Annotated in this window: 17 protein-coding genes; 14 read left to right on the top strand and 3 right to left on the bottom strand. The window is 66.6% G+C overall.

Annotated features, from left to right (window positions below; all coding sequences use genetic code 11):
* The first annotated feature begins 29 nt into the window (after window positions 1-29).
* On the top strand, window positions 30-2,774 hold the full coding sequence (locus IEV99_RS21445; RefSeq protein ID WP_188519891.1) for an ATP-binding protein: 2,745 nt from the start codon (window positions 30-32) through the stop codon (window positions 2,772-2,774).
* Here IEV99_RS21445 and IEV99_RS21440 read toward each other — a convergent pair.
* Window positions 2,771-3,715 carry a LysR family transcriptional regulator gene (locus tag IEV99_RS21440; protein ID WP_188519890.1) on the bottom strand — a complete coding sequence of 315 codons (945 nt, stop codon included), beginning with the start codon at window positions 3,713-3,715 and terminating at the stop codon, window positions 2,771-2,773. The two genes, IEV99_RS21445 and IEV99_RS21440, sit on opposite strands and share 4 nt — an antisense overlap.
* Window positions 3,716-3,815: 100 nt before the next feature.
* Here IEV99_RS21440 and IEV99_RS21435 point away from each other — a divergent pair, with 100 nt between their 5' ends.
* Window positions 3,816-5,237 (top strand): aldehyde dehydrogenase family protein, encoded by a 1,422-nt coding sequence (locus IEV99_RS21435; RefSeq protein ID WP_188519889.1) that lies wholly within the window; start codon window positions 3,816-3,818, stop codon window positions 5,235-5,237.
* A 341-nt stretch (window positions 5,238-5,578) separates the two neighbouring features.
* On the opposite strand, the gene IEV99_RS21430 is transcribed toward IEV99_RS21435, so the two are convergent.
* A complete protein-coding gene (locus IEV99_RS21430; protein WP_188519888.1) occupies window positions 5,579-6,610 on the bottom strand; it encodes an ABC transporter substrate-binding protein in 1,032 nt (343 codons plus the stop codon).
* A 155-nt stretch (window positions 6,611-6,765) separates the two neighbouring features.
* Here IEV99_RS21430 and IEV99_RS21425 point away from each other — a divergent pair, with 155 nt between their 5' ends.
* The 11 genes from IEV99_RS21425 to IEV99_RS21375 all read left to right on the top strand — a co-directional run bounded on the left by IEV99_RS21425 (window position 6,766) and on the right by IEV99_RS21375 (window position 19,362).
* Window positions 6,766-7,647, top strand: a complete 882-nt coding sequence (locus IEV99_RS21425; RefSeq protein WP_244644008.1) for a DeoR/GlpR family DNA-binding transcription regulator — start codon at window positions 6,766-6,768, stop codon at window positions 7,645-7,647.
* Window positions 7,648-7,668: 21 nt separating this feature from the next.
* Window positions 7,669-8,763 carry an ABC transporter ATP-binding protein gene (locus IEV99_RS21420; protein WP_188519887.1) on the top strand — a complete coding sequence of 365 codons (1,095 nt, stop codon included), beginning with the start codon at window positions 7,669-7,671 and terminating at the stop codon, window positions 8,761-8,763.
* Window positions 8,760-10,058 carry an ABC transporter substrate-binding protein gene (locus tag IEV99_RS21415; RefSeq protein ID WP_188519886.1) on the top strand — a complete coding sequence of 433 codons (1,299 nt, stop codon included), beginning with the start codon at window positions 8,760-8,762 and terminating at the stop codon, window positions 10,056-10,058. The genes IEV99_RS21420 and IEV99_RS21415 overlap by 4 nt, the downstream gene beginning before the upstream one ends.
* 11 nt (window positions 10,059-10,069) lie before the next feature.
* Window positions 10,070-10,960, top strand: a complete 891-nt coding sequence (locus IEV99_RS21410; RefSeq protein WP_188519885.1) for a carbohydrate ABC transporter permease — start codon at window positions 10,070-10,072, stop codon at window positions 10,958-10,960.
* A complete protein-coding gene (locus IEV99_RS21405) occupies window positions 10,957-11,781 on the top strand; it encodes a carbohydrate ABC transporter permease (protein WP_188519884.1) in 825 nt (274 codons plus the stop codon). Before IEV99_RS21410 ends, IEV99_RS21405 begins: the two co-directional genes overlap by 4 nt.
* A gap of 10 nt (window positions 11,782-11,791) precedes the next feature.
* Window positions 11,792-12,571, top strand: a complete 780-nt coding sequence (locus tag IEV99_RS21400) for a metallophosphoesterase (protein WP_188519883.1) — start codon at window positions 11,792-11,794, stop codon at window positions 12,569-12,571.
* Window positions 12,572-12,587: 16 nt separating this feature from the next.
* Entirely contained in the window at window positions 12,588-13,355 is a 768-nt protein-coding gene (locus IEV99_RS21395; RefSeq protein ID WP_188519882.1) for an inositol monophosphatase family protein, read from the top strand.
* A gap of 180 nt (window positions 13,356-13,535) precedes the next feature.
* Window positions 13,536-16,115, top strand: coding sequence for a magnesium-translocating P-type ATPase (gene mgtA, locus IEV99_RS21390; RefSeq protein WP_188519881.1), 2,580 nt, complete (start codon window positions 13,536-13,538; stop codon window positions 16,113-16,115).
* Between the two features lie 130 nt (window positions 16,116-16,245).
* The gene (locus IEV99_RS21385; protein ID WP_371875827.1) at window positions 16,246-17,463 is read left to right on the top strand and encodes an efflux RND transporter periplasmic adaptor subunit; all 1,218 of its coding nucleotides are present in this window, start codon (window positions 16,246-16,248) and stop codon (window positions 17,461-17,463) included.
* Entirely contained in the window at window positions 17,460-18,686 is a 1,227-nt protein-coding gene (locus tag IEV99_RS21380) for an ABC transporter permease (protein WP_188519879.1), read from the top strand. The genes IEV99_RS21385 and IEV99_RS21380 overlap by 4 nt, the downstream gene beginning before the upstream one ends.
* Entirely contained in the window at window positions 18,679-19,362 is a 684-nt protein-coding gene (locus IEV99_RS21375) for an ABC transporter ATP-binding protein (RefSeq protein WP_188519878.1), read from the top strand. The genes IEV99_RS21380 and IEV99_RS21375 overlap by 8 nt, the downstream gene beginning before the upstream one ends.
* Before the next feature lie 129 nt (window positions 19,363-19,491).
* On the opposite strand, the gene IEV99_RS21370 is transcribed toward IEV99_RS21375, so the two are convergent.
* Window positions 19,492-19,890 (bottom strand): hypothetical protein, encoded by a 399-nt coding sequence (locus IEV99_RS21370; protein ID WP_188519877.1) that lies wholly within the window; start codon window positions 19,888-19,890, stop codon window positions 19,492-19,494.
* Between the two features lie 191 nt (window positions 19,891-20,081).
* Between IEV99_RS21370 and IEV99_RS21365 the strand changes: the two genes are divergently transcribed.
* Window positions 20,082-21,872, top strand: a complete 1,791-nt coding sequence (locus IEV99_RS21365; RefSeq protein ID WP_188519876.1) for a PHA/PHB synthase family protein — start codon at window positions 20,082-20,084, stop codon at window positions 21,870-21,872.
* The last annotated feature ends 205 nt before the right edge of the window (window positions 21,873-22,077 follow it).

The following is a 22,077-nucleotide window of genomic DNA, read 5'->3' as shown; positions in this document are numbered from 1 at the left end:
AGTCTTGAATCGAACAAGCGAACGAGGTCATGCCAGAGCTGCCTTCCCCCGAAGCCGATGTGCTCTCCTTCGGGCCGTTCACCCTCAAGCCGAGGGAACGGCTGCTGCTGCGCGGGGCCGAGACGGTCGACGTGGGAGCGCGCGCCTTCGATATTCTCGCCGCTCTGGCGGCCAGCCCGAACGAACCCGTCGGCAAGAATGAGCTCCTGGCGCGCGTTTGGCCGGACATGACGGTGGGAGAGGGAAGCCTGCGCTTCCATATGGCCAACCTGCGCAAGGCGCTTGGCGACGGGAGGGATGGGGCTCGCTACATCACGACCCTGCCGGGCCGCGGCTATTGCTTTGTCGCGACGGTTGCGCGCGTGCGTCGCGGAACCGTCAGCTCTCCGGATCCGGCGCGCCAGCGGACCAACATGCCCAATCGGCCACCGCTGGTCCTTGGCCGCGAGGAGGACAGCCGAACGGTCAGGCAGGTGCTAGCGTCTCGCCGCTTCGTCACGATCGTCGGACCGGGCGGGGTCGGCAAGTCGACGCTCGCCCTGGACGTGGCCCACGACCTCGCGTCCCATGTCGACGGAGCCGTTCTTTTCGTGGACCTGAGCATGCTCGGGGATGCCGACCTCGTCGCGGTGACGGTGGCGTCCATGCTCGGCGTGCAAGGCGACGCCGACGACGTGGCGGCCACCGTCATCGAGGCGCTCCGTGGCAACCCCTCTCTCGTGGTTTTCGACACGTGCGAGCACGTCATCGACGCCGTCGCCATCTTCGCCGGGCGCCTCTTTGCGGAGACTTCGGATGTCCTGGTCCTGGCCACGAGCCGGGAACCGCTGAAAGTTGAGGGCGAGCAGGTGTACCGGCTGGCGCCGCTCGCCTGCCCGGACGCCAGCACGCCCCTGACGGCCGATGCCATCTGTCGCTCCCCGGCAACGCGGCTCTTCACGGAGCGAGCGGTATCATCCGGTGTAAGGCTTGCCACGGACGAGGCCGCCGCAGCCCTGATCGCCGATATTTGCCGAAAGCTCGATGGCATCCCGCTCGCCATCGAGTTGGCCGCGCGGCGTGTCGAGGCCTTCGGCCTGGAGCGGACGGCGGCCCTGCTCCAGGAACGGCTTTCCCTGACGTGGACGGGCGCACGCGATGCACCCGCGCGCCAGCGCACCTTGCACGCAACACTGGACTGGAGCTTCGGACTGCTTGCTGAGCAAGACAGGACCGTCTTGCGCCGCCTCGCCGTCTTCGTCGGGAGCTTCACGGTCGACGCTGCACTTGCAGTGTGCACGGACGAAAGCTTGGGCGCCGAAGCACTCTTCGCCTCCCTCGACAGTCTCGTGGCCAAGTCGATGGTGGCTGCCCGGCCGGTCGGGGCCATGGTGCGCTATCGGCTCCTCGACACCACGCGCGCCTTCATGCTCCAGAGCCCGGGGCCGGAAGCAGACAGGTCGGCTGTCTCAACACGGCACGCTCGCCATGTCCTGGCCTGGCTGGAGGAGACCGGCGCCGAGTGGTCGCGCCTGTCGAACGTGGCGGAGAGAGCGCGGCACCTGTCGGGCCTCGCCAACTTGCGCGCGGCGCTCGATTGGTGCTTTGGCGAGCATGGCGACCCGACCCTCGGCCGACGGCTTGCGGCCAAGGCCGGCCCTGTCTTCCTCGCGATGTCGCTCCTCTCGGAGTGTCACCGCTGGACTGAGCGGGCGCTCGCCACCCTCGATCCGGCATCGCGCGGAACGCGCGATGAAATGCATCTGCAATCGGCCCTCGGCGTCTCCCTGATGTTCACGCGGGGCGGGACGCAGGCCGCGTGTGAGGCTCTCGTCAGAAGCCTCGACATCGCCGACGAGGCGGGAGCGTCCCTGGACCAGGTCCAGGTCCTTGGCTCCCTTCAGATGTTCCACTTGCGGACGGGCGCATTCCGGGTGGCGCTCCGCTATGCCGAGCGCTGCGTCGCCTTGGCTGACTCGCAATCCGATCCCGGGGCAGCCGCCATGGCCCGCTCCATTCTCGGAATGTCGTTCCACTTCGCCGGCGAGCACGGCCGTGCCCGGACGGAGCTGGAAGCGGCCCTGGCCGCCGCTCCGCGCTCCAAGCGGACATCCACGCTCTACCTCGGTCTCGACGGGCACGTCCTGGCCGGCGCCATCATGGCGCGGACGCTGTGGCTGCAAGGCTATCCTGACCAGGCGGTCGACCGCGCCCGCCGCACCATCGCGGAAGCCGCGGCGATGGATCATGCCCTCAGTCTCTGCATCGCGCTGGGCTGGGGCATTTCGGTCTTCGATTGGGTCGGTGACCTACCGGCGCTCGAAGAGCATGTCGACCGATTCATCTCCCGCTCGGCGCCGAACGCCTTCGCACCCTACCTGGAAGTGGGAAGGGGCTGGCGGGGCGTCGTGGCGATTCGCCGGGGCGAAACGGCGGCAGGCGTCGCCATCCTCGAGGAGAGCCTCGCAAAGCTGCATGCGATGCCCTACGAGTTGCTCTCGATGCCGCTGACCCTCGCACTAATCCTGGGGCTCATGCATTCGGGGCGGAGCCCCGAGGCACGCGCCCTCGTCATCCGCACGATGGAAGACGCCGAGACACATGGCGATCTCTGCTCCATGCCGGAGCTCTTGCGAATGAAAGCCCTGCTTGCGCTAGAAGACGAGGCGGCCTCTCGGGACAGGGCGAAGGACCTATTGCGGCAGTCGCTGGCTCTCGCCCGCCAGCAGGGGGCGCGCGGCTGGGAGCTTCGAGCGGCATCGAGCCTTGCGGCCCTGCGGGCAGAGGCAGGCTAGGCGTTTGACGCGCGCCTAGTCTTTCTGTGGGTAGGCGAAAGGTTTGCGTTCCGCGCAGTTTCCCTGACGAGATCAACGAAGGCGCGGTGATGGGCCGCGAGGTGCCGGCGCCCGGGATAGTAGAGGCAAAGGCCGGGAAAGGGAGGCGTCCAGTCCTCGAGCACCCGGACGAGCCGTCCCGCAGCAAGGTCGTCCGCGACGTTCCACTCGGTCAGGTAAGCCAGCCCCACGCCAGCTCGCGCGGCCTCCAGCATGAGGAGGGGGTCGTCGAGGAGCAGGGGCCCGGTCCCGTCGAGTTCCAGGAATTCGCCGCGTCTTTCGAACTCCCAGCGATAGATCCCGCCGCCCGGCAGGCGGCTGCGGATGCACCGGTGAGCGGCAAGGTCGCTCGGCGTGAGCGGTGTCGGGTAGGTCGCGAAGTAGTCTGGCGAGCCGACGACTGCAAAGCGCTGCGAGGGCCCGAGCGGGACGGCAATCATGTCCCGTGGCACCGTTTCGGCCAAACGCACGCCGAGGTCGAAGCCTTCGAGCACGATGTCGACGAGCTTTCCCTCCGTTACGATGTCGATAATGACCCGCGGATGGCGCCGGACATATTCGAGTATGATAGGCGCCATGATCTGCCGCGCGGCGCCGGAGGAAGCGTTGATGCGCAGCGTCCCGGACGGCTCGGCCTGATGATCCGTGAGCCGCCCGATAGCCTCGCGGATGTCGCGCAGCGCGGGCGCCGTGTCGGCGACGAACCGCTCGCCGGCCTCCGTCAGCGTCACGCTTCGTGTGGTGCGATGGAACAGGCGAGCGCCCAGGCGGCTTTCGAGCGCCGCTACCATGTGGCTGAGAGCGGACCGGGAAATGCCGATCTGCGTCGCCGCGGAGCGGAAGTTGCGGTGCCGCGCCACCGCCTGCACGGCCTCGAGCTCCGTCAGGCCCGTGGTCATCATTGTCCTGCTCCACTCACCACTGCATGCCAGACTGTCCGGCTATTCAGCGTTATAGGGAGGGGCTACCTGACGAGCAACGCCACTCATCAGGGAGCCACCCGTGACCACGATCGACAGGATTTTCATCGACGGCCAGTTGGCCGTTCCCCACGGAACCGAGATGTTCCCGCTCCACAACCCCGCGACCGGAGCTGTCATCGGTCAGGTGCGCCTGGCGGACGAGGAGGACGCCCGGCGGGCCATCGCCGCCGCGCGTCGCGCTTTGCCTGCCTTCGCCGCCACGACCCCGGCCGAACGAATCGCGTGGCTCCGCCGCCTTCGGGACGAGGTCGCCGCGCGGCGTGAGGCGCTGCTCGATGCCGTGATCGAGGAATACGGAGCGCCCGCGTCTCGCGCGGCCTTCATGGTCGACCATCCCGTCGCGGCCTTCGACGAGGCGATCGATCTCCTGGAGACCTACCCGTTTCGCCGGCGCGTCGGCGCGTCCGAGGTGGTCATGACTCCGTCCGGCGTCGCCGGGCTGATCACGCCGTGGAACAGCAATGCCGGCTTCATTTGCGGCAAGGTCGCGACGGCGCTGGCGGCGGGCTGCACCGTGGTGGTCAAGCCGAGCGAGATGAGCGCCACGCAGACGCAGGTCATCATGGAGGCGTTTCACGCCGCGGCGCTTCCCCCCGGCGTGGTCAACATCGTCACGGGGCGCGGCGAAACGGTCGGCGCCGAGATCAGCCGGCACCCCGACGTGGCCAAGATCTCCTTCACCGGCTCGACGGCCGTCGGCAAGGCGATCCTGCAGGCCGGTGCGGCGACCCTGAAGCGCGTGACGCTGGAACTCGGCGGCAAGTCGCCTACGATCGTCCTCGACGATGCCGACCTGGAGACAGCGATCCCGATCGCCGTCCAGGCCGCCTTCATGAACAGCGGCCAGGCCTGCATCGCCGGCACACGCCTGCTGGCGCCGCGCGGCCGGCTTGCCGAGATCGAGCTGCTGGCCAGTGCCGCGGTGTCCGCCGTGCAGGTCGGGGATCCCCGAGACCCCCGGACGACGGTGGGACCGATGGTCAGCGAGCGGCAGTGGGAGCGGGTGCAGCGCTACATCCGCCTGGGCACCGAGGAAGGCGCCCGGCTGCTCGCCGGCGGGGAAGGGCGTCCCGCCGGACTGTCTGGATGGTTCGTCCGTCCCACGCTCTTCGGAGGCGTGACCAACGCCATGACGATCGCACAGGAAGAGATTTTCGGTCCGGTCCTGTCGCTGATCGCCTACGACGACGAGGACGACGCCATCCGCATCGCCAACGAGACGGTCTACGGCCTGCAGGCCTATGTCCTGTCGGGAGACCAAACGCGCGCTGAGCGGGTCGCCGAGCGGCTGCAGGCAGGCCGCGTCCTCGTCAACACGCTCGCCCATGACCCGAAGGCGCCCTTCGGCGGCTTCAAGCAGTCCGGCCTCGGACGCGAATACGGCACCTTCGGGCTGGAAGCCTACCTCGAACCGAAGTCACTGATAGGGACGCGTCCCTGAGGCCGCAGGCACGACCCCGTCACGGGGAGGAGTGAGGGCGGGAATGTTCAGGCCTTCAGCGCGTAACTGTTGAGAACTGGCGCCCGGCGAAGCAGGGCCAAGGCATACCCCTGCTTCGCGCACTCAGGTCTTCAGCACATCACTCCCGCCAAATCCTTCGCCCGCTGAAGGCGACGTTTCACGGTTCCAAGAACGAAGGCCCTCATCAGCGATCGCCGTTCTCGGCGTATTTAACCCTCGGCTTGAGCATATCGCGTCCTCTCTGACTGCACCGCTACCTCTTGGGGGGTGCGACACGTCGCAGTATTCCTTGGACGATGGCCCGCACCCGCTAAGTCCACTCATTTCGGCAGCATGCCGACTTCTTGCTCCCAACGACTAACGATCCTCTTCCGCTCCTCGGAGCTTCCATACTTGGCGAAGTCGTAGTCGACGAGCTTGATGTCCTCCAGTCGGGGCGCCTTGGGATGTGCGGCTGCTGAGCGGTTGGATGGGACCTGAAACGACTTGTTCTCCTTCGCCAGAGACTGCGCCTCGGCGCTGAGGGACCACTCGTACCAGAGCTTCGCGTTGTCCGGATTGCGCCCGCCCTTCACGAGCGACATCGAGCCGATCTCATAGCCTGTGCCCTCGCAGGGCGCCGCGGTGGCGAGCGGAAAGCCCTCGTTGGCTTCCGCGACCGCGTCATGCAGGAAAATGATGCCGATCATGGTTTCCGCACGGGCGGCGTTGCGCACGGGCGCGGGGCCGGAGCGGGTGTACTGGCTGATGTTGCGGTGCAGGCCCTTGAGATAGCCGAAGGCCTTGTCCTCACCCATGACCTGGATCAGCGTCGCCAGCGCCGTATAGGCGGTGCCAGACGAAGACGGGTTCGACATCTGAATCTCGTCGCGGAACTCGGCGCGCGTCAGGTCCGCCCAGCACTTCGGCGCCTGCAGCTTCTTCGAGGCGATCAACTCGGTGTTCCAGGTGAAGCCGAGCACGCCGGCGTAGATGCCGATCGTCTTGCCGCCGGACTGTTCCCATTGCTTCACGGCCCAGGGATGAAGCTCGCCCAGAGCGGCCGGCTTGTAGGCGACCGTGAGGTCCGCCTCGGCGGCCGCCAAATGCGGGTCGCCGGTGCCGCCCCACCACACGTCGGCGCGCGGATTGCTGGCCTCGGCGCGCAACTGGGCGCCGACCTCGCCCGAGCCCTTCACGTTGAGGATCACCTTGACGCCGGTCTTGCGCTCGAAGGCCTGCGACGCGGCGAGGCACCATTCGTTGAGCACGCTGCAATACACGACGACTTCGCCCTTGGATTGTGCGGACGCGCCGGGGACCAGCAGGCCACAAGCAATGAAACCGGCGAGCGGCCCAATCCAACGCTTCATGATTTCGCTCCTCCCAGAGCAGCTCTTCAGTCTTTGGTTTCGCCGCAGTGTGTCATGCCGACAGGGGCAGGCAAGGGAAATGCTCCTGCGCGGGATAGAGAACCAAGCTGCTTGCAACAACGAGATATCGCGTTGACACGATCGAAAACGCTCGTATGTTGATCGAAACCAATCATCCGGCGCGTATGCAAGACCATTCAGCGACCAAAGCCACATCCAGCCCAACTCCTCCGCCCGGCGGAGCAGGAGTTCTGGAGCCGTTCGGCGCGGCGCGACTGGCGCCGCAGCGTCAGGCGCGCGTGCTGGAGCATCTGCGCGCCAATCTCTTCGTCGACATTCAGGCGCTCAAGGATGAGCTCGGCGTCTCCATCGCGACCATCCGGCGCGATCTCACCGAACTCGAATCCCGCGGGCTCCTGAAGCGGACCCACGGCGGCGCGATCAGCGTCAACCAGGTGACGCGCGACAGCGCCAACGCCGAGCGGGCGCTGAGCAACGCCGCGGAGAAAGCCCGGATCGCCGACGCTGCGGCCGCCATGGTGGTGTCCGGCGACGCCGTCCTGATCGACAGCGGCACGACCGCCCTCGAGGTCGCCCGGCGTCTCGCCGGAAACGACACGCTGACCTTCGTCACCAACGGAGCCGACGTGGTGGCCGTGCTGGCGGCCGGCGGCGCGCGCCGCATCCATGTGGTCGGCGGTGAGTATATCGACGTCAACCATTCCTTCGCGGGCCCGCTGGCGGCCGACATGGTGCGCAAGTTCAATGTCGACAAGGCGTTCCTAAGCGTGTCGTCCGTAGACGTGCGGCGATCGCTCATCTGCACCCAGAAGCCTGAATTCGCGTGCGTGCAGCAGGCCATGATCGAAGTCGCTCAATCGGTCATCGTCGTGGCCGACCATTCCAAGTTCGATCGTACGTCGCTGGCCGTGATCGCTCCGCTGGAGCGGGTCGACTACGTGGTGACGGATAATGCGGCCCGCGGCCTGGTGGCGGGCCTGCAAGACAAGACCAAGAAGAAGTTCGTCTTTGCCTGATCGGCGAAGGGAGGAAGAGCGTTGTCGGGTATCAAGGTCGAAGGCCTCGCCAAGGTCTGGGGCGATTTCCGGGCTGTTGGCGGCATCAGCTTCGAGACGAAGCCGGCCGAATTCGTGGCCTTGCTGGGCCCGTCCGGCTGCGGCAAGTCGACGACGCTGCGGCTGATCGCCGGGCTGGAGACCGCCACGTCCGGCCGCATCGTGATCGACGGGCGCGATGTCAGCGACCTCCCGTCGGCCGAGCGCAATCTCTCGATGGTGTTTCAGTCCTACGCGCTGTTTCCGCATCTCAGCGTCAGCGAGAACATCACGTTCGGGCTTTCGGTGCGCCGCGTGCCCAAGGCCGAGCAGGCCAGGCGCCTGGCGCGGATTGTGGATCTCCTTGGCCTCGGAACGCTGTTGAGCCGTCGCCCGAGCCAGTTGTCGGGCGGGCAACAGCAGCGTGTGGCGCTCGGCCGGGCGCTGATCGCCGAAACCCCAGTCTGCCTCCTCGACGAGCCGCTGTCCAACCTCGATGCGCAGCTGCGCTCCGAGATGCGCAACGAGATCCGGTCCCTGCAGCGCCGGCTGGGCATCACGATGGTGTTCGTCACCCACGACCAGACCGAGGCGATGAGCATGGCCGATCGTGTCATCCTGATGCGCGACGGCCTCATCGAGCAGAACGGCGCGCCTGCTGAACTCTACGAGCAGCCCGCCTCCGTGGCGGTGGCGCGCTTCATCGGCACGCCGCCCATGAACGTCGTGGACCTGGAGCCCGGCCCGGGCGGCGCGACCATCGCGGGCGCCGACGGACCGCCGCTGGCGGCTCTGGGCGATACGCCGCTGCAGCTCGGCATTCGGCCGGAGCACATCACTTTCGCGGACGAGGGCTTCGCGGCGGTGGTGGAGGGCTCCGAATACTTCGGAGCCGATACGATCACGGCGTGTCGCGTCGGCGCGCAGCGGATGCTGGTTCGCACGCCGGGCAAGCCGTCGCTCTCCCCCGGAGCGGCCGTGAAGCTGCACTGGCCCGCTACGGCCGCACATCTGTTCGATCGAGACACTGGACGGCGGCGCCCGGACGCCGTTCTGCCGACGCAACAAGATACGGGCGCAACGGGAGAGAGCTTATGAAAAGCGCGACGAGACGGACAGTCCTGGCGGCGGCCGCGGCTTTTGCGGCCGCGATCACGGCCGGAGCCGCTCAGGCGAAGACGCAGGTTATGTTCTACTACCCAATCCAGGTGGGCGGGCCGCTGACGCAGGTCATCGACGGCTACGTGGCGAAGTTCAAGGCCGCGAATCCGGACATCGAGGTCCAGCCCGTCTATTCGGGCAACTACATCGACACCACGACGAAGTCGCTCACGGCCGCCAAGAGCGGCAAGCCCCCAACCGTCGCGGTGCTGCTGGCCACCGACATCTTCACGCTGATCGACGAGGACGTGGTCCAGCCGATCGACGACTTCGCCAAGACGCCGGAGGACAAGGCCTGGATCGCAGGCTTCATGCCGGCTTTCCTGAAGAGCGCGCAGGTGGACGGCCACCTCTGGGCCGCGCCGTTCCAGCGCTCCACCGCGGTGCTCTACTACAACAAGAAGGCGTTCGCGGAGGCCGGGCTCGATCCGCATAAGCCGCCGACGACCTGGGACGACATGGTGAAGGCCGGCAAGGCCGTGCTGAAGAAGGACGACGCCGGCAAGACCACCCGCTGGGGCGTCGGCATCCCGGGCAATGTCGGATCGGCGCAATGGCTGTTCGGCGCGCTGGCGGCGCAAAACGGCGCGCGCCTGATGAACGACGCTGGAACGGAGGCCTACCTGACCGACCCCAAGGTCGTGGAGGCGCTACAGTTCTGGGTCGACCTCAGCAAGGTGCACGGCATTCACCCGCCAGGCATCCAGGAATGGGGCACCACTCCGGCCGACTTCCTGGAACAGCGCATCGCGATGGTGTGGACCACCACCGGAAACCTGACCAATATCGGCAAGAACGCCACCTTCGACTTCGGCCTCGCGCCGTATCCGGGCAAGGTTTCGCCCGCCTCCGTGCTGGGCGGCGGCAACCTCTACATCTTCTCGGGCGCGCCGCAGGCCGAGAAGGAGGCGGGTTTCAAGTTCATCAAGTTCCTGACCTCGGACGAGACCCTGGCCGACTGGGCGATCCAGACCGGCTATGTCGCGCCGCGCGACGGGGCCTGGGAACAGCCGAGCCTCAAGGCCTATGTCGCCAAGACGCCGGCCGCCGAAGTCGCCAAGAAGCAGATCGCCGTGTCGGTCCCGGAATTCTCGACGCATGAGAACAACCGGACCACCAAGGCGCTCAACGACGCGCTCGCGGCCGCGCTCACAGGCGCCAAGACGCCCGCGCAGGCGTTGGCCGACGGGCAGGCCGAGATCGACCGCATCCTGAAGCCGTACAAGAAGTAAGAGGCATTCCCATGAGGGCAGGGCGGCTCGCCGGATCACGCAATGCGCTCACCAGCGCGCTGCTGCTGTTGCCGGCGGCCGTCCTGCTGTGGGTGTTCACCTACCAGCCGATCGTCACCACGGTGATCGACAGCTTCTTTTCCACCGCCCGCGGACGCCGGCCGTCGGTTTTCATCGGGTCGACACACTACGAGACCATGGTCGCCGACCCGGTGTTCTGGAAGGCGTTGGTCAACAACGCGATCTACGCCTTCACGACCATCCCGATCTCGATGGCGCTGGCGCTCGCGATGGCGCTGTTCGTCAGCGGCAAGCTGCGCGGGCGCGGCATCGTCCGCATGGCCTATTTCACCCCGACCGTGCTGCCGATGGTGGCGGTGGCGAACATCTGGCTGTTCTTCTACACGCCCGACTACGGCCTCGTGGACCAGCTGCTTCGCCACTTCGGCGGTGGAGGGGCCAACTGGCTCGGCTCCAAGGAGACCGCGCTCGGCGCCCTGATCGTGATCACGATCTGGAAGGAGGCCGGGTTCTTCATGATCTTCTACCTGGCGGCCCTGCAGCAGATCTCGCCCACCCTCATGGAGGCCGCGGCGCTGGAGGGTGCGAGCCCGTGGCAGCGTTTCCGGCGCGTGACGCTGCCCTTGCTGATGCCGACCACGCTGTTCGTGTCCATCAACGCCGTGATCGGCGCGTTCAGGCTGGTGGACCACGTGATCGCGATGACGCGGGGCGGGCCCGACAACGCCACCGTGCTGCTGCTGTTCTACGTCTACCAGGTCGGTTTCGGCTATTGGGACACGGGCTACGCCGCAGCCCTGACGGTCGTGCTGCTCGCCATGCTGGCGCTGATCGCGCTGTTCCAGTTCGGCTACGCCGACAAGCGGGTCCATTATAGATGAGTGTGGAACGTACGAGCCCGTTCTCGACTGCCCTGGTCACCGCCGGGGCGTGGGGGTTGGCGATCCTCTGGATCCTGCCGCTCGCCTACGCGATCTGGACCGCCTTCCACCCGGCCATCTACGCCGCCAGGCTGGACCTGCTGGCGCCCTGGACCCTGGAGAACTTCAGCCGGGCCTGGAACGCCGCGCCCTTCGCGCGGTATTTCCTGAACACCTTCATGCTGGTGTCGCTGATCCTGGTCTGCCAATTCGTGATCTGCACCATGGCGGCCTACGCCTTCGTGTGCTTCCCGTTCCGGGGCTCGAACCTGCTGTTCATGGCCGTGCTGCTGCAGCTCATGATCATGCCCGAGGTGCTCCTGGTGGAGAACTACCGGACGCTGTCGCGCCTCGGGCTGCTCGACACCATCCTGGGGATGGGGCTGCCCTACCTGGCGTCGGCCTTTGGCATCTTCCTGTTCCGGCAGACCTTCAAGAGCGTCCCCAAGGAGCTCGAGGAAGCGGCGCGGTTGGAAGGCGCGGGCCCAATCCAGGTGCTGCTGCGGGTGTTCATCCCGGTCGCAAAGCCCACCTACATCGCCTATGGGCTCGTCACCGTGAGCTACCACTGGAACAATTTCCTGTGGCCGCTCATCGTCACCAACTCGGTGGAGACGCGGCCCATCACGGTGGGCCTGCAGGTGTTCTCCACGGTCGAGCAGGGCGTCGACTGGAGCCTCGTCACGGCCGCCACGATCCTGTCCGTCGCACCGCTCCTGCTCGCGTTCCTGCTGTTCCAGCGCCAGTTTGTGCAAAGTTTCCTGCGCGCCGGCATTCGATGAGGCCTCTCCCATGCTGATCGCGCATGTGTCCGACTTCCATGTTTTCAGCGAGAGGGGTGAAACCCACCTCGTGCGCCCCGACGCCGAACGGGCGGCCAGGGCCGTGGTCGCCGATCTCGCCTCACTTCCTTGGTCCCTCGATGCGATCGTGATCAGCGGCGACCTGACGGATGGCGGGTCCGAAGCCGACTATGCCCTGCTTCGCGACGTGCTAGGGCCGCTGCAGGCGCGGCTCGTGATTGCCCCGGGCAACCACGACAGGCGCGACACGATGAGGGCCGCTTTTGCGGACTTGGTGGACTACCCGCCCGGCAAGTACCTGCATTACGAGACGCAGGTCGCCGATTGGCGGGTCCTGGCGCTCGACACGCTGATCCCTGGTCGTGTGCCGGGCCGCCTGTGCTCAACACGATTGAAATGGGTGAGCGAGACGATAGCGCCCTTGCGGGACAAGCCTCTGCTGATCGTGATGCACCACCCGCCGTTCCCATCCGGGATGGCGACGCTCGACCGCAACGCCCTGATCGAGGGGGGCGAGGAGTTCGGCCGGCTGGTTGCGGCGCGGCGGGCGCCCACCCGCATCCTGAGCGGCCATATCCACCGGCCTTTCCAGGCGATGTGGAACGGCGCCGTCGCGGCGGTGGCGGGCAGCCCCGCCTTCCAGATCGGCCTCGATCTCGCTGCCGACATCGAGGAGCCCGGCCCCGTCACCGAGCCATACAGCTATTTCCTCCATCGACTCGGGCCGGACGGCGCAGGCGTCATCCACACCCGCTACGTCGCGATCTGATCCGAAAGGACCTTCCATGTTGGGTGACATCGCGCGTCTCGCGCAGGATGCGGGCGAGATTGCGCTCCGCCATTTCGAACGCCTTGGCGTCGACGCCGTCGAGGCGAAGGGCCACCTCGACCTCGTCACGGTCGCGGACCGCGAGGCCGAGGCCTTCATCACGGCCGGCCTCGCCAAGCTCTTTCCTGACGACGGCGTCTTTGGCGAGGAGGGTGCGTCCGCCCAAGGCCGCTCGGGCCGGCTCTGGGTGATCGACCCGATCGACGGCACATTCAATTTCGTTCGGGGCGGCGATCAGTGGGCGGTCTCGATCGGCCTATACGACAAAGGGCGCCCTCAGGCCGGCGTGATTTATGCTCCGGTCAAGCGGCAGACGTTCGCGGGCGGTTTAGGCGCGCCTGCAACTCTCAATGGCGCGCCTATTATCCGCCCTGGCGACTTCGACCGGAGCCGGGGCTGCATCGGCGTCGGAATGCATCCTCGCATTCCGGCTGCTAAGCGCCTGGAGCTGCTGAAGTTCGTGATGCAGCAGAATATGATGATCCGGTGCTGCGGGTCATCGACGGTATCCCTGATGGAGCTGGCTTGCGGCCAGGTCGACGGCTATGTGGGCGTCGGCGAGTCGACCTGGGACGTGATGGCGGCCCTGCCGATCCTGGCCAGCTTGGGGATCGAGAGCACTCTCGACTGGCCCGCACTGGAGCTGAGCGACAAGCTCGCTTATGCGTGCGGATCACCGCCCGCCCTGGACCTGGTCGGCCAAATCCTCCCGGCGTTGATCTAACAGGCCGCTCTCGACCGATCAGGCAGTTTGCCGGTCGCCCCAGAATGCCGCCGAACGTCAACAAACCAAACCGTGGCCGCGCTTAGCCGAGCCGGCCCTCTCGTTGACGCAGCGCATTGCGGCAATTCGCCAGTGGTCTTCAACTGCTCGCGTCTTTGCCGCCTGAGGCGTGAGATGGAGATGTCCGATACCCATTCGGGACCTGGCGGCGCGCTGGCCCAGTTCTGGACGCTGAGCGTCGAGGAGGTCTGCGGTCGCCTTGGCTGCGGAACGAGCGGCCTCACCGCCGCGGAGGCTGCGAGCAGGCTCGAACGCTTCGGCCCGAACCGTGACGCGGAGAGCAGGCGCGAGGGCTGGCCAAGAGCCGTCCTACGCAGGCTGCTTGAGCCGCTCTCTCTGATCCTGCTGAGCGCCGGGCTGGTCTCGGTCGTCACCGGCGACGAGGTCGGGGGCGGGATCATCGTAGCGATCCTGACACTGTCGATCGGCCTGGATACCGTCCAGGAAGGGCAGGCCATCAGGGCCGCCGAAGTGCTCCGCCAATCCGTGGCCCTCAAAGCGGAGGTCCTACGCGACGGCGCCTCTTTGCAGATCGACGTCGAGCAGGTAGTGCCGGGCGATCTGCTGCGAGTGCGGGCGGGCGACATCATCCCGGCCGACGCGCTTGTCCTCGACGCCGCGGCCTTCACGGCCGGCGAGGCCGCGTTGACGGGCGAGCCTTATCCTGTTGAAAAGCGGTCGCCGACGGCCGGCTCCAAGGGCGGCGACACGGCGAGCCTGCTGTATCGCGGTGCTGTGGCGCTCTCCGGAGAGGCGACAGCGCTGGCGGTCGGCACCGGCCGCAATACGGTGTTTGGCGCGGCAGCCGCCGCGTTGGCGGGCCCGCAGGAGGCTTCGCCCTTTCAGCGTGACCTGCACGCTTTCGGGCTCACGATCGCCCGGCTGACGCTCGGCCTTGTGGTTGTCGTGCTGGCGGCGCGGATGATCGTCGGCCGTGACCTCCTGGGCTCCCTGTTGTTCGCCGTCGCTCTCGCGGTTGGGCTGACGCCCGAGCTTTTACCCATGATTACCACAGTCACGCTGTCGCGCGGGGCGACGCGCATGGCCCGTCGAAAGGTCATCGTCAAGCGGCTGGCCTCAATTCATGACCTCGGCGCGATGACGGTGCTGTGCACAGACAAGACCGGCACGCTGACAGCGGCCGAGATTGAGCTGAATCGTAGCATCGCACCCGATGGGGCGGAGGATTCGCGCCCCGTCAGGCTTGCCGCCGCGGCGGCGGAACTCGGGGGTGACCGTGGAGCGCTAGACGAAGCGCTCCGCAAAAGCTTGCCGGACTCCGCTACGGGCTGGTCGCTCAAAGGCCGGCGCAGCTTCGATTTTTCCCGCAGGACCGGCGCGATCCTCGCAAACGGCCCTGAAGGCGGTATCCTGATCCTCAAGGGTGCGCCCGAGCAGGTGCTGGCCTTGTGCGCGCGCACGAGGACGGGGGCTTGCGTCCAGCCGATAGAGGCCGAGATGCGTGCCGCTGTTCAGGCGCGCATCAGGTCACTGGCCGGGGATGGCCTGCGCAGCATCGCGGTTGCATCCCGACCCTGGACCAAAGGCGCGGTTGAACTCGGCGCCGAGGACGAGCGGGACTTGATCTTCGAGGGGCTGTGCGTCTTTGCGGACCCGCCCAAAGCCACCGCCCGAAGCGCGATCGCGCGGCTGGCCAAAGCTGGCGTGAGCCTCAAAATCCTCTCGGGCGACGACCCGGCGGTGGTGCAGCACGTCGCGGGCCTCGTCGGCCAGGACGCCGTCACGGTCCTCTCGGGCGACGAGGTGGCGCAGCTGAGCGACGAAGCGCTCGCGGTGAAGATCCAGACCGTGGACGCGTTCGGCCGACTCGCGCCCGACCAGAAATCGCGCATCGTTCGCGCTTTGCAGGCGAAAGGCGCGATCGTTGGCTTCCTTGGCGACGGCATCAACGACGCGCCGGCCCTCCAGGCGGCCGACGTTGGCCTGTCGGTCGACGGGGCCACCGGCGTCGCCCAGGCGGCCGCCGATATGATCCTGCTTGCGCCCGACCTCGCCGTTGTGGCGGACGGGGTGGAGGAGGGCAGGCGCACCTTCGCCAACATCCTCAAATATGTGCGGATGGGCGCGAGTTCGAATTTCGGCAACATGCTCTCGATGGCAGCCGCTTCCTTTGTGCTGCCGTTTCTGCCGATGCTGCCCACGCAGATCCTGCTCAACAACCTGCTCTATGATCTTTCCGAGATTGGCATTCCGTTCGACGGCGTGCGGGCCGACGGCACGGCGCGGCCGCAAGTTTGGGATATGGACGGCCTCATACGCTTCGCGGCCGTGATGGGGCCTCTCTCGTCTCTCTTCGACGCGCTGACGTTTGGGACGCTTTACGGGTTGAGAGCCACCCCTGAGGCCTTCCGGACGGCGTGGTTTATGGAGTCCATGGCGACGCAGATCCTCGTCATCTTCGTGATCCGTACCACGGCCAGGCCATGGGCCGACCGGCCAGGAGGCGCGCTTGTCGCCTCATCCATGCTGGCACTCTTGGCGGCATTAATCCTGCCCTTTTCGCCGCTTGGCGCCTCCTTCGGCTTCGAGCCCCCGCCGGCCACGACCCTCGCGGCGATCGGCGCCATCGTGGTCGCCTACCTGGCGACGGCTGAAATGCTGAAGCCCTTTGCGTTGCGGCGCGACGTGCGGCCTTGCCGGCCGCGGGCCCGGCATTCAGGCCGCCCGGGTCGACGATGAGGCGACATGATCCAGCGCAATGCCGGTCCTGCCGTTCGGACCTAGGTAAGCGTGCGTTCCGAACCCCCAAGAGCACTCCGTGGAATCATTCCCCCGCGAGCCGCTCACGCGTGCAGGGCCCTCCTGGTTCCTGTTGGCCGCCGCGGCCGTCCGGAACCATAAGTGGGGCCTGCTCGGCGGGCTCGCGGTGGCCTGTCTCGCGCTAGGCTGGCTGACTCGCGCCATGCTGGGACCCGAGGTTGTGTGCTACCCCGTCATCCGCGGCGATCTGGTCAGGACCGTGGTGGCCAGCGGCCACGTTGAAACCCCTTTCCGGGTGGAGGTGGGCAGCCAGATCACCGGGACGGTGGCCGAGGTCCTCGTCAACGAAGGACAGGCCGTCACGCGCGGGCAGCCGCTGATCACGCTGGACGCCAGCGAGCTGCAGGCGGCGGTTGTGCAGGCGGAAGGCCTCGTCCAGCAGGCCGAGGCGCAGCTGCGGCAAATGGAGGAGCTTTCGCTCCCTTCCGCCCAGGAAAATCTGAAGCAAGCGAAAGCCACCTTGGTCAACGCGAAGGAAGCCTACGACCGCGCCTCTCGCCTTGCCGCATCTGGCTATGGCACCCATGCCGCCCTGGACGCAGCGACCCGGGATCTCGACGTCGCCAGAACCCAGGTCCGCTCGGCGGAACTTGCGGTGTTCACGATGAGCCCAGGCGGAAGCAACTTCGTGATCGCCCAAACGCAACTGACGCAGGCGCGGGCCACCTTGGCCACCGCAAACGCCAGATTGGGATACGCCACTGTCGCCGCGCCACGCGACGGCGTGCTCATCAGCCGGAAAGTCGAGCGCGGCGCGGTCGTGCAACCGGGCAAGGCGCTCTTTGTTTTAGCGCCAAGCGGAAACGTGCAACTCGTCGTCCCGATCGACGAGAAAAACCTTGGCCTCCTTTCTCTCGGGCAGGACGCAAAGGCCTCCGCGGACGCCTACCCGGACAAGACGTTTCCGGCCAAGCTCACCTACATCAATCCCGGCGTCGACATCTCCCGGGCGTCCGTCGAGGTGAAGCTCACCAGCGTGGACCCGCCGCCATATCTGCGGCAGGACATGACGGTTTCGGTCGACATCGAAGTGGACAGGCGCAAGGACGCCCTGATCGCGCCGACGCGCGTCATCCATGACCCGACCAGCGGCAGACCTTGGGTTTTGATTTTCCGGAACGGCCGCGCCAGCGTGCAGCAGGTCCATGTCAGTTTACGGGCCGGAGACAAGGTCGAGCTCACCGACGGCGTGAATGCCGGCGACCTGCTCATCCCTGTCGCAGCCGGCGTTCGAGCTGGGCAGCGCCTTCGCGCCGTGATGCCATGACACGCTGGCTGCCCTTCGAGTGGATCGCGGCGCTTCGCTTCCTCGCCGAAGGCCGCCTGCAAACCGGGTTCATCCTTGGCGGAGTGTCGATCGGCGTCGCCGTCATAGTCTTCATGTCGGCCATGCTGGCCGGGTTGCAGGCGAACTTCATCAGGCGGGTTCTGACGTCCCAGCCCCACATTCAGATCTTGCCGCCCGACGAGGTGGCGCGGCCGCTTCGCGCCGGGCCGGGGGTCGTCGAGGCCGCGATCGTGCAGCGTCCAACTCAGCGGGTAATCTCGATCGACCAGTGGCAACGGATCGCCGCCGAGATTAGCGGACGCCCCGACGTGAACATGGTCGCGCCCACGGCGACGGGTTCAGCGCTCGCGGTACGCGGCTCCGCGAGCCGCAGCATCAATGTCACCGGAATGGACCCCGCTCTGTATTTCCAGATCGTCAGAATGCCTGACTATATCGTCGCCGGAGAGATGCGGCTCGGCAGCGACGACGTCATCGTCGGGACTGAACTCGCGAAGGAGCTCGGCGCATCGGTGGGCGACAAGTTGAACGTCGCTTCGGCGGCGGCCGAAGGTCGTAGCCTGACCATCACGGCGATTTTCGACCTCGGCAACAAGGGGGTGAACGGACGCAACGCCTACGTGGCCCTTCGGACCGCGCAAAGCCTCCTGAACCTGATCGGCGGCGCGACCACCATCGATGTAACCGTGAAGGACATCTACGCGGCCGAGACCATCGCGCAGGACATCGCCGCTGTCAGCCCCGTCGAGGCGGACAGCTGGATCAAGACTAACGCCCAGTTTTTCACTGCCGTGAAGGCGCAACAAACCTCCAATACGATCATCCGGCTGTTCGTGGGGCTGTCAGTCGCATTCGGCATCGCAGCCGTTCTGGTTGTTTCCGTGATCCAGCGATCAAAGGACATCGGCATCTTGCGCGCGATGGGAGCCCGCCGCGCGCAGGTCCTGCGCGTGTTCCTGATCCAGGGCGGAGTGCTCGGGTTCGCGGGGTCGGCTTTCGGCTCGGTCCTGGGCGCTGCAGCCCTTGTCGTGTGGCACCGCTATGCGCGACAAGCGGATGGCGCCGAGCTCTTCCCCCTCATTCTGGAGCCCACGCTCTTCGTAGCCGCGATGGCTCTTGCGACAATCACGGGCGTTGCGGCCGGGACCGCGCCGGCTCTGCGCGCCGCGAAGCTCGATCCCGTGGAGGCGATCCGTGGCTGACGTTCTCGTTCTGGAAGGGATCCGCAAGTCGTTCAACATCGGGACATCCGTCGAGACGGAGGTGCTTCACGGCATCGACCTACGGGTGCGCGCAGGCGAATTCGTCGCCATCATAGGTCCTTCGGGGTCGGGCAAGAGCACGCTGCTCAACATCATCGGGCTCCTGGACCGTCCGACCTCCGGCAACCTGTTCATCACGGGCCTGGACGTCAGCGACCTCTCCGACGCCGCGCTCACCGGGCTGCGAGGCCACGCGATCGGCTTCGTGTTCCAGCACCACTACCTGATCTCCGCGTTCACGGCGGGCGAGAACGTAATGATGCCGATGCTGGTGGACCGGGGCCGCCCATCGCCAGCCATGGAGCGGCGTGCGGACGAATTGCTGTCGCTTGTGGGCCTGACGAAATGGCGGAACAACAAGGCTACAAACATGTCCGGCGGCCAACAACAGCGCGTCGCTATTGCGCGCGCATTGGCGATGAAGCCCGCGCTCGTGCTGGCCGACGAACCCACCGGCAACCTCGACACGGCATCGGCCGAGGCCGTCTTCGCGCTCATGCGGTCCATCAACCGAGACCAGGCGACCAGCTTCGTGATCGTGACGCACAATCTTAGCCTGGCGCAGCGCTGCGATCGCATCGTGCAGGTTGTCGATGGGCAGATCGCGAGCGGATGATTGGGCACCCAGCCCGCGGCAGCTCTGACGATTAGGTCGGAGGCGTCGTCGAGGGCGGCGCCGTCGCAAGGGACGGCGCCGGCTGCTGGCCCCGCCTCCGGGGATCGCTAGGCGGCGATGACCCATCGATCACGCGGCGATCTTTCCGGATGCAGTCGCGGCGGCGACGGCTTCGCTTGCCGCGTTCGAGACGACACCCACCTCCCGGCTCAGCATCGTGGCCATCTCGCTGGCCTCGGCGGAGTAGTCGCTCGCCGCCTTGTCGGCAAATCGACGCTGTGCCTGCACCGCACCCAGGAATTCGCGGCTCTGGCTCAACTCGTGCCAGAGCTCCGCCTGCGCCTTGAGCCGGCGGGCCAGGAAAATAAACAGCTCGGACCCAATTGTGAGCTGCGCTTCCATGATGGCGCGGGGAATGGCAGCCACTGCCGCCATCTGGCCTTGCAGGGCCCTCGAAACATCCTCGACTGTTCCGAACGGCTGTTGAAGCGGGATTGTGGCCGTCTTGGGATGGCTAGAACTTGTCATCGCTCGTCTCCCAGTTTGGGCCGCGCTTGGTGCGCAACGTCCAAGCGTTAGCCTCGCATGCCCGCGTATGGCGGGGCCGTGATCTGCATCAACGCCGCTGCCGCGCGGGTCTCGTAGACTGCCGCGGACGAACGACGTCGTCCCGGAAGCCCCTCGCGTTGCGGGCGGGGACTCACAACGGGGGGCTCGCCGTGACCGTCCAGGGTAAGGTGGGCGCTACGCAGATGAGGCACGCGCCGGTCGAGCCTGCCGGGATAGCGACGTCTGCGGCTTTCGACGAGAACCCCGCAGACCGGTTGCTGCACGCCGCGATCGGAAACCTGTGCTGGGGCTTCTCGCCCATCGGCCTCGCCGAGGCCTGGATGGATTGGGCCATGCACCTCGCGATTTCGCCCGCGCGCGGCGCCGAGATTGGCGCAAGCTGGACGCGGGAAGCCGGCCGCCTCGCCGCCCTTAATATCAGCATGCTGCTCAACAGCCGCGAATGCGAGCCCGGCAACCACTCCCTGCCGCAGGATCGTCGCTTCAGGAGCCTGTCCTGGGGGCGCTGGCCTTTCGCGATCTTCGCCGAGAGCCTGTTGGCTCTGGAACGTGGGGTCGATGAGGCTACGCGGGATATCCATGGACCCAGCGAGCATCACTTGGCCCTACTGCGCTTCGTGGGGCGGCAACTGCTCGACTGCATGGCCCCTTCGAACAGCCCGCTCACCAACCCGGAAGTGCTCGAAGCGACGGTGCAGAGCCGAGGAGCCAATCTCCTTGCTGGCGCGGGCATCGCGCTCGACGACTGGCGCCGCCTTGCAACAGGCACGCCGCCCGCGGGAGCCGACGCATTTCGGCCCGGCGAGACGGTCGCACGCACCAGAGGCCGGGTCATCTTGCAGAACCGGCTCGTCGAAGTGATCCAGTACGAGCCGACAACCGAACTCGTCCAGCCGCAGCCGGTGGTCATCGTCCCGGCCTGGATCATGAAATACTACGTTCTCGACCTGCAGCCTCATAACTCTCTTGTGAAGCATCTCGTCGATGAGGGCTTCACGGTCTACATGATCTCGTGGAAGAACCCGGACGAGAGTGACCGCGACCTGCGGCTGGACGACTACCGCACACTGGGCGTGTTGCCAGCTTTGGCAACCGCCCTTGAGGCGTCCAACGCACGGAGGGCTCATCTGGTCGGCTACTGCATCGGCGGTACGCTCGCGGCGATCACGGCGGCCGCCATGGCGCGCGATGCAGACAATCGGCTCCAGAGCCTCACCCTGCTGGCCGCGCAGACGGATTTCCGGGAGGCGGGCGAACTCAGCCTCTTCATCAACGATAGCCAGATCTCGATACTGGAGGACATGATGTTGGAGCGCGGCGTGCTCGACGCCTCGCGCATGGCCGGCACGTTCCACCTGTTGCGCTCCAACGACTTGATCTGGTCGCGCATGATCCACCAATATCTGCTGGGCGAGCGCGAGCCGGTCGGCGACATCGCTGCCTGGGCGGCCGACGCCACGCGGATGCCCGCGGCCATGCACAGCGAGTACCTGCGCAAGCTCTACCTCAACAACGACCTCGTTGAGGGCCGCCTAGCGGTGGGCTCGGATCTCGTTTCGCTCCACGATATCCACGTGCCGATTTTCGCGGTCGGCACGGAATGGGACCACGTCGCGCCCTGGCGCTCGGTCTTCAAGGTGCACGGTCTCACCCAGTCGGAGGTGACGTTCGTGCTCACCAACGGAGGACACAATCAGGGCATCGTCTCGCCCCCAGGCCGTACCGACCGACACTTCCGCGTCGCAACGTCCCGGCCCCAGGCTCCCCATCTTGAGCCCGAACACTGGCTTCGTGACGTCGCTGTCCAGAATGGCTCATGGTGGCCGTTCTGGTTCGCATGGCTGACGCAGCACGGCCAAGGGGAACGGAGAGAGCCGCCTGTCTCCGGACGGGGCCCGCAGGCGTTGGTCCGGGCTCCTGGCCGCTATGTGCTGGGGTAAGAGACCGGCCCCCCGCCGGGGCGGGATGTCGGGGTGCGGCGTTCCCGACGTCCAATCAGCTTTTCAAAAGCCCGCGAACTTGGTCCAATTCGCACGGTGCAGGAGACTGGCCTAACCCAGGCATGATGGAAATCTGTTTGGTCGGGGCCGAGGCGTCGCCTGGAGCGAGGGCCGGGAGACCGTTCAATTCCGCGACGACGCCGTT

This window comes from Alsobacter metallidurans (genome assembly GCF_014636935.1).
Lineage (GTDB): Bacteria > Pseudomonadota > Alphaproteobacteria > Rhizobiales > Beijerinckiaceae > Alsobacter > Alsobacter metallidurans.
Note: the sequence above shows the minus strand (reverse complement) of the source record. Positions and strands in the feature narration are given on the sequence as shown.

What these genes read in the sequence shown, in the direction of transcription:
- IEV99_RS21445 (WP_188519891.1), top strand. Translation starts at nt 30, where the DNA reads ATGCCAGAGCTGCCTTCCCCCGAAGCCGATGTGCTCTCCTTCGGGCCG.
- IEV99_RS21440 (WP_188519890.1), bottom strand. Translation starts at nt 3,715, where the DNA reads ATGATGACCACGGGCCTGACGGAGCTCGAGGCCGTGCAGGCGGTGGCG.
- IEV99_RS21430 (WP_188519888.1), bottom strand. Translation starts at nt 6,610, where the DNA reads ATGAAGCGTTGGATTGGGCCGCTCGCCGGTTTCATTGCTTGTGGCCTG.
- IEV99_RS21425 (WP_244644008.1), top strand. Translation starts at nt 6,766, where the DNA reads ATGTTGATCGAAACCAATCATCCGGCGCGTATGCAAGACCATTCAGCG.
- IEV99_RS21415 (WP_188519886.1), top strand. Translation starts at nt 8,760, where the DNA reads ATGAAAAGCGCGACGAGACGGACAGTCCTGGCGGCGGCCGCGGCTTTT.
- IEV99_RS21410 (WP_188519885.1), top strand. Translation starts at nt 10,070, where the DNA reads ATGAGGGCAGGGCGGCTCGCCGGATCACGCAATGCGCTCACCAGCGCG.
- IEV99_RS21405 (WP_188519884.1), top strand. Translation starts at nt 10,957, where the DNA reads ATGAGTGTGGAACGTACGAGCCCGTTCTCGACTGCCCTGGTCACCGCC.
- IEV99_RS21400 (WP_188519883.1), top strand. Translation starts at nt 11,792, where the DNA reads ATGCTGATCGCGCATGTGTCCGACTTCCATGTTTTCAGCGAGAGGGGT.
- IEV99_RS21395 (WP_188519882.1), top strand. Translation starts at nt 12,588, where the DNA reads ATGTTGGGTGACATCGCGCGTCTCGCGCAGGATGCGGGCGAGATTGCG.
- mgtA (WP_188519881.1), top strand. Translation starts at nt 13,536, where the DNA reads ATGTCCGATACCCATTCGGGACCTGGCGGCGCGCTGGCCCAGTTCTGG.
- IEV99_RS21380 (WP_188519879.1), top strand. Translation starts at nt 17,460, where the DNA reads ATGACACGCTGGCTGCCCTTCGAGTGGATCGCGGCGCTTCGCTTCCTC.
- IEV99_RS21370 (WP_188519877.1), bottom strand. Translation starts at nt 19,890, where the DNA reads ATGACAAGTTCTAGCCATCCCAAGACGGCCACAATCCCGCTTCAACAG.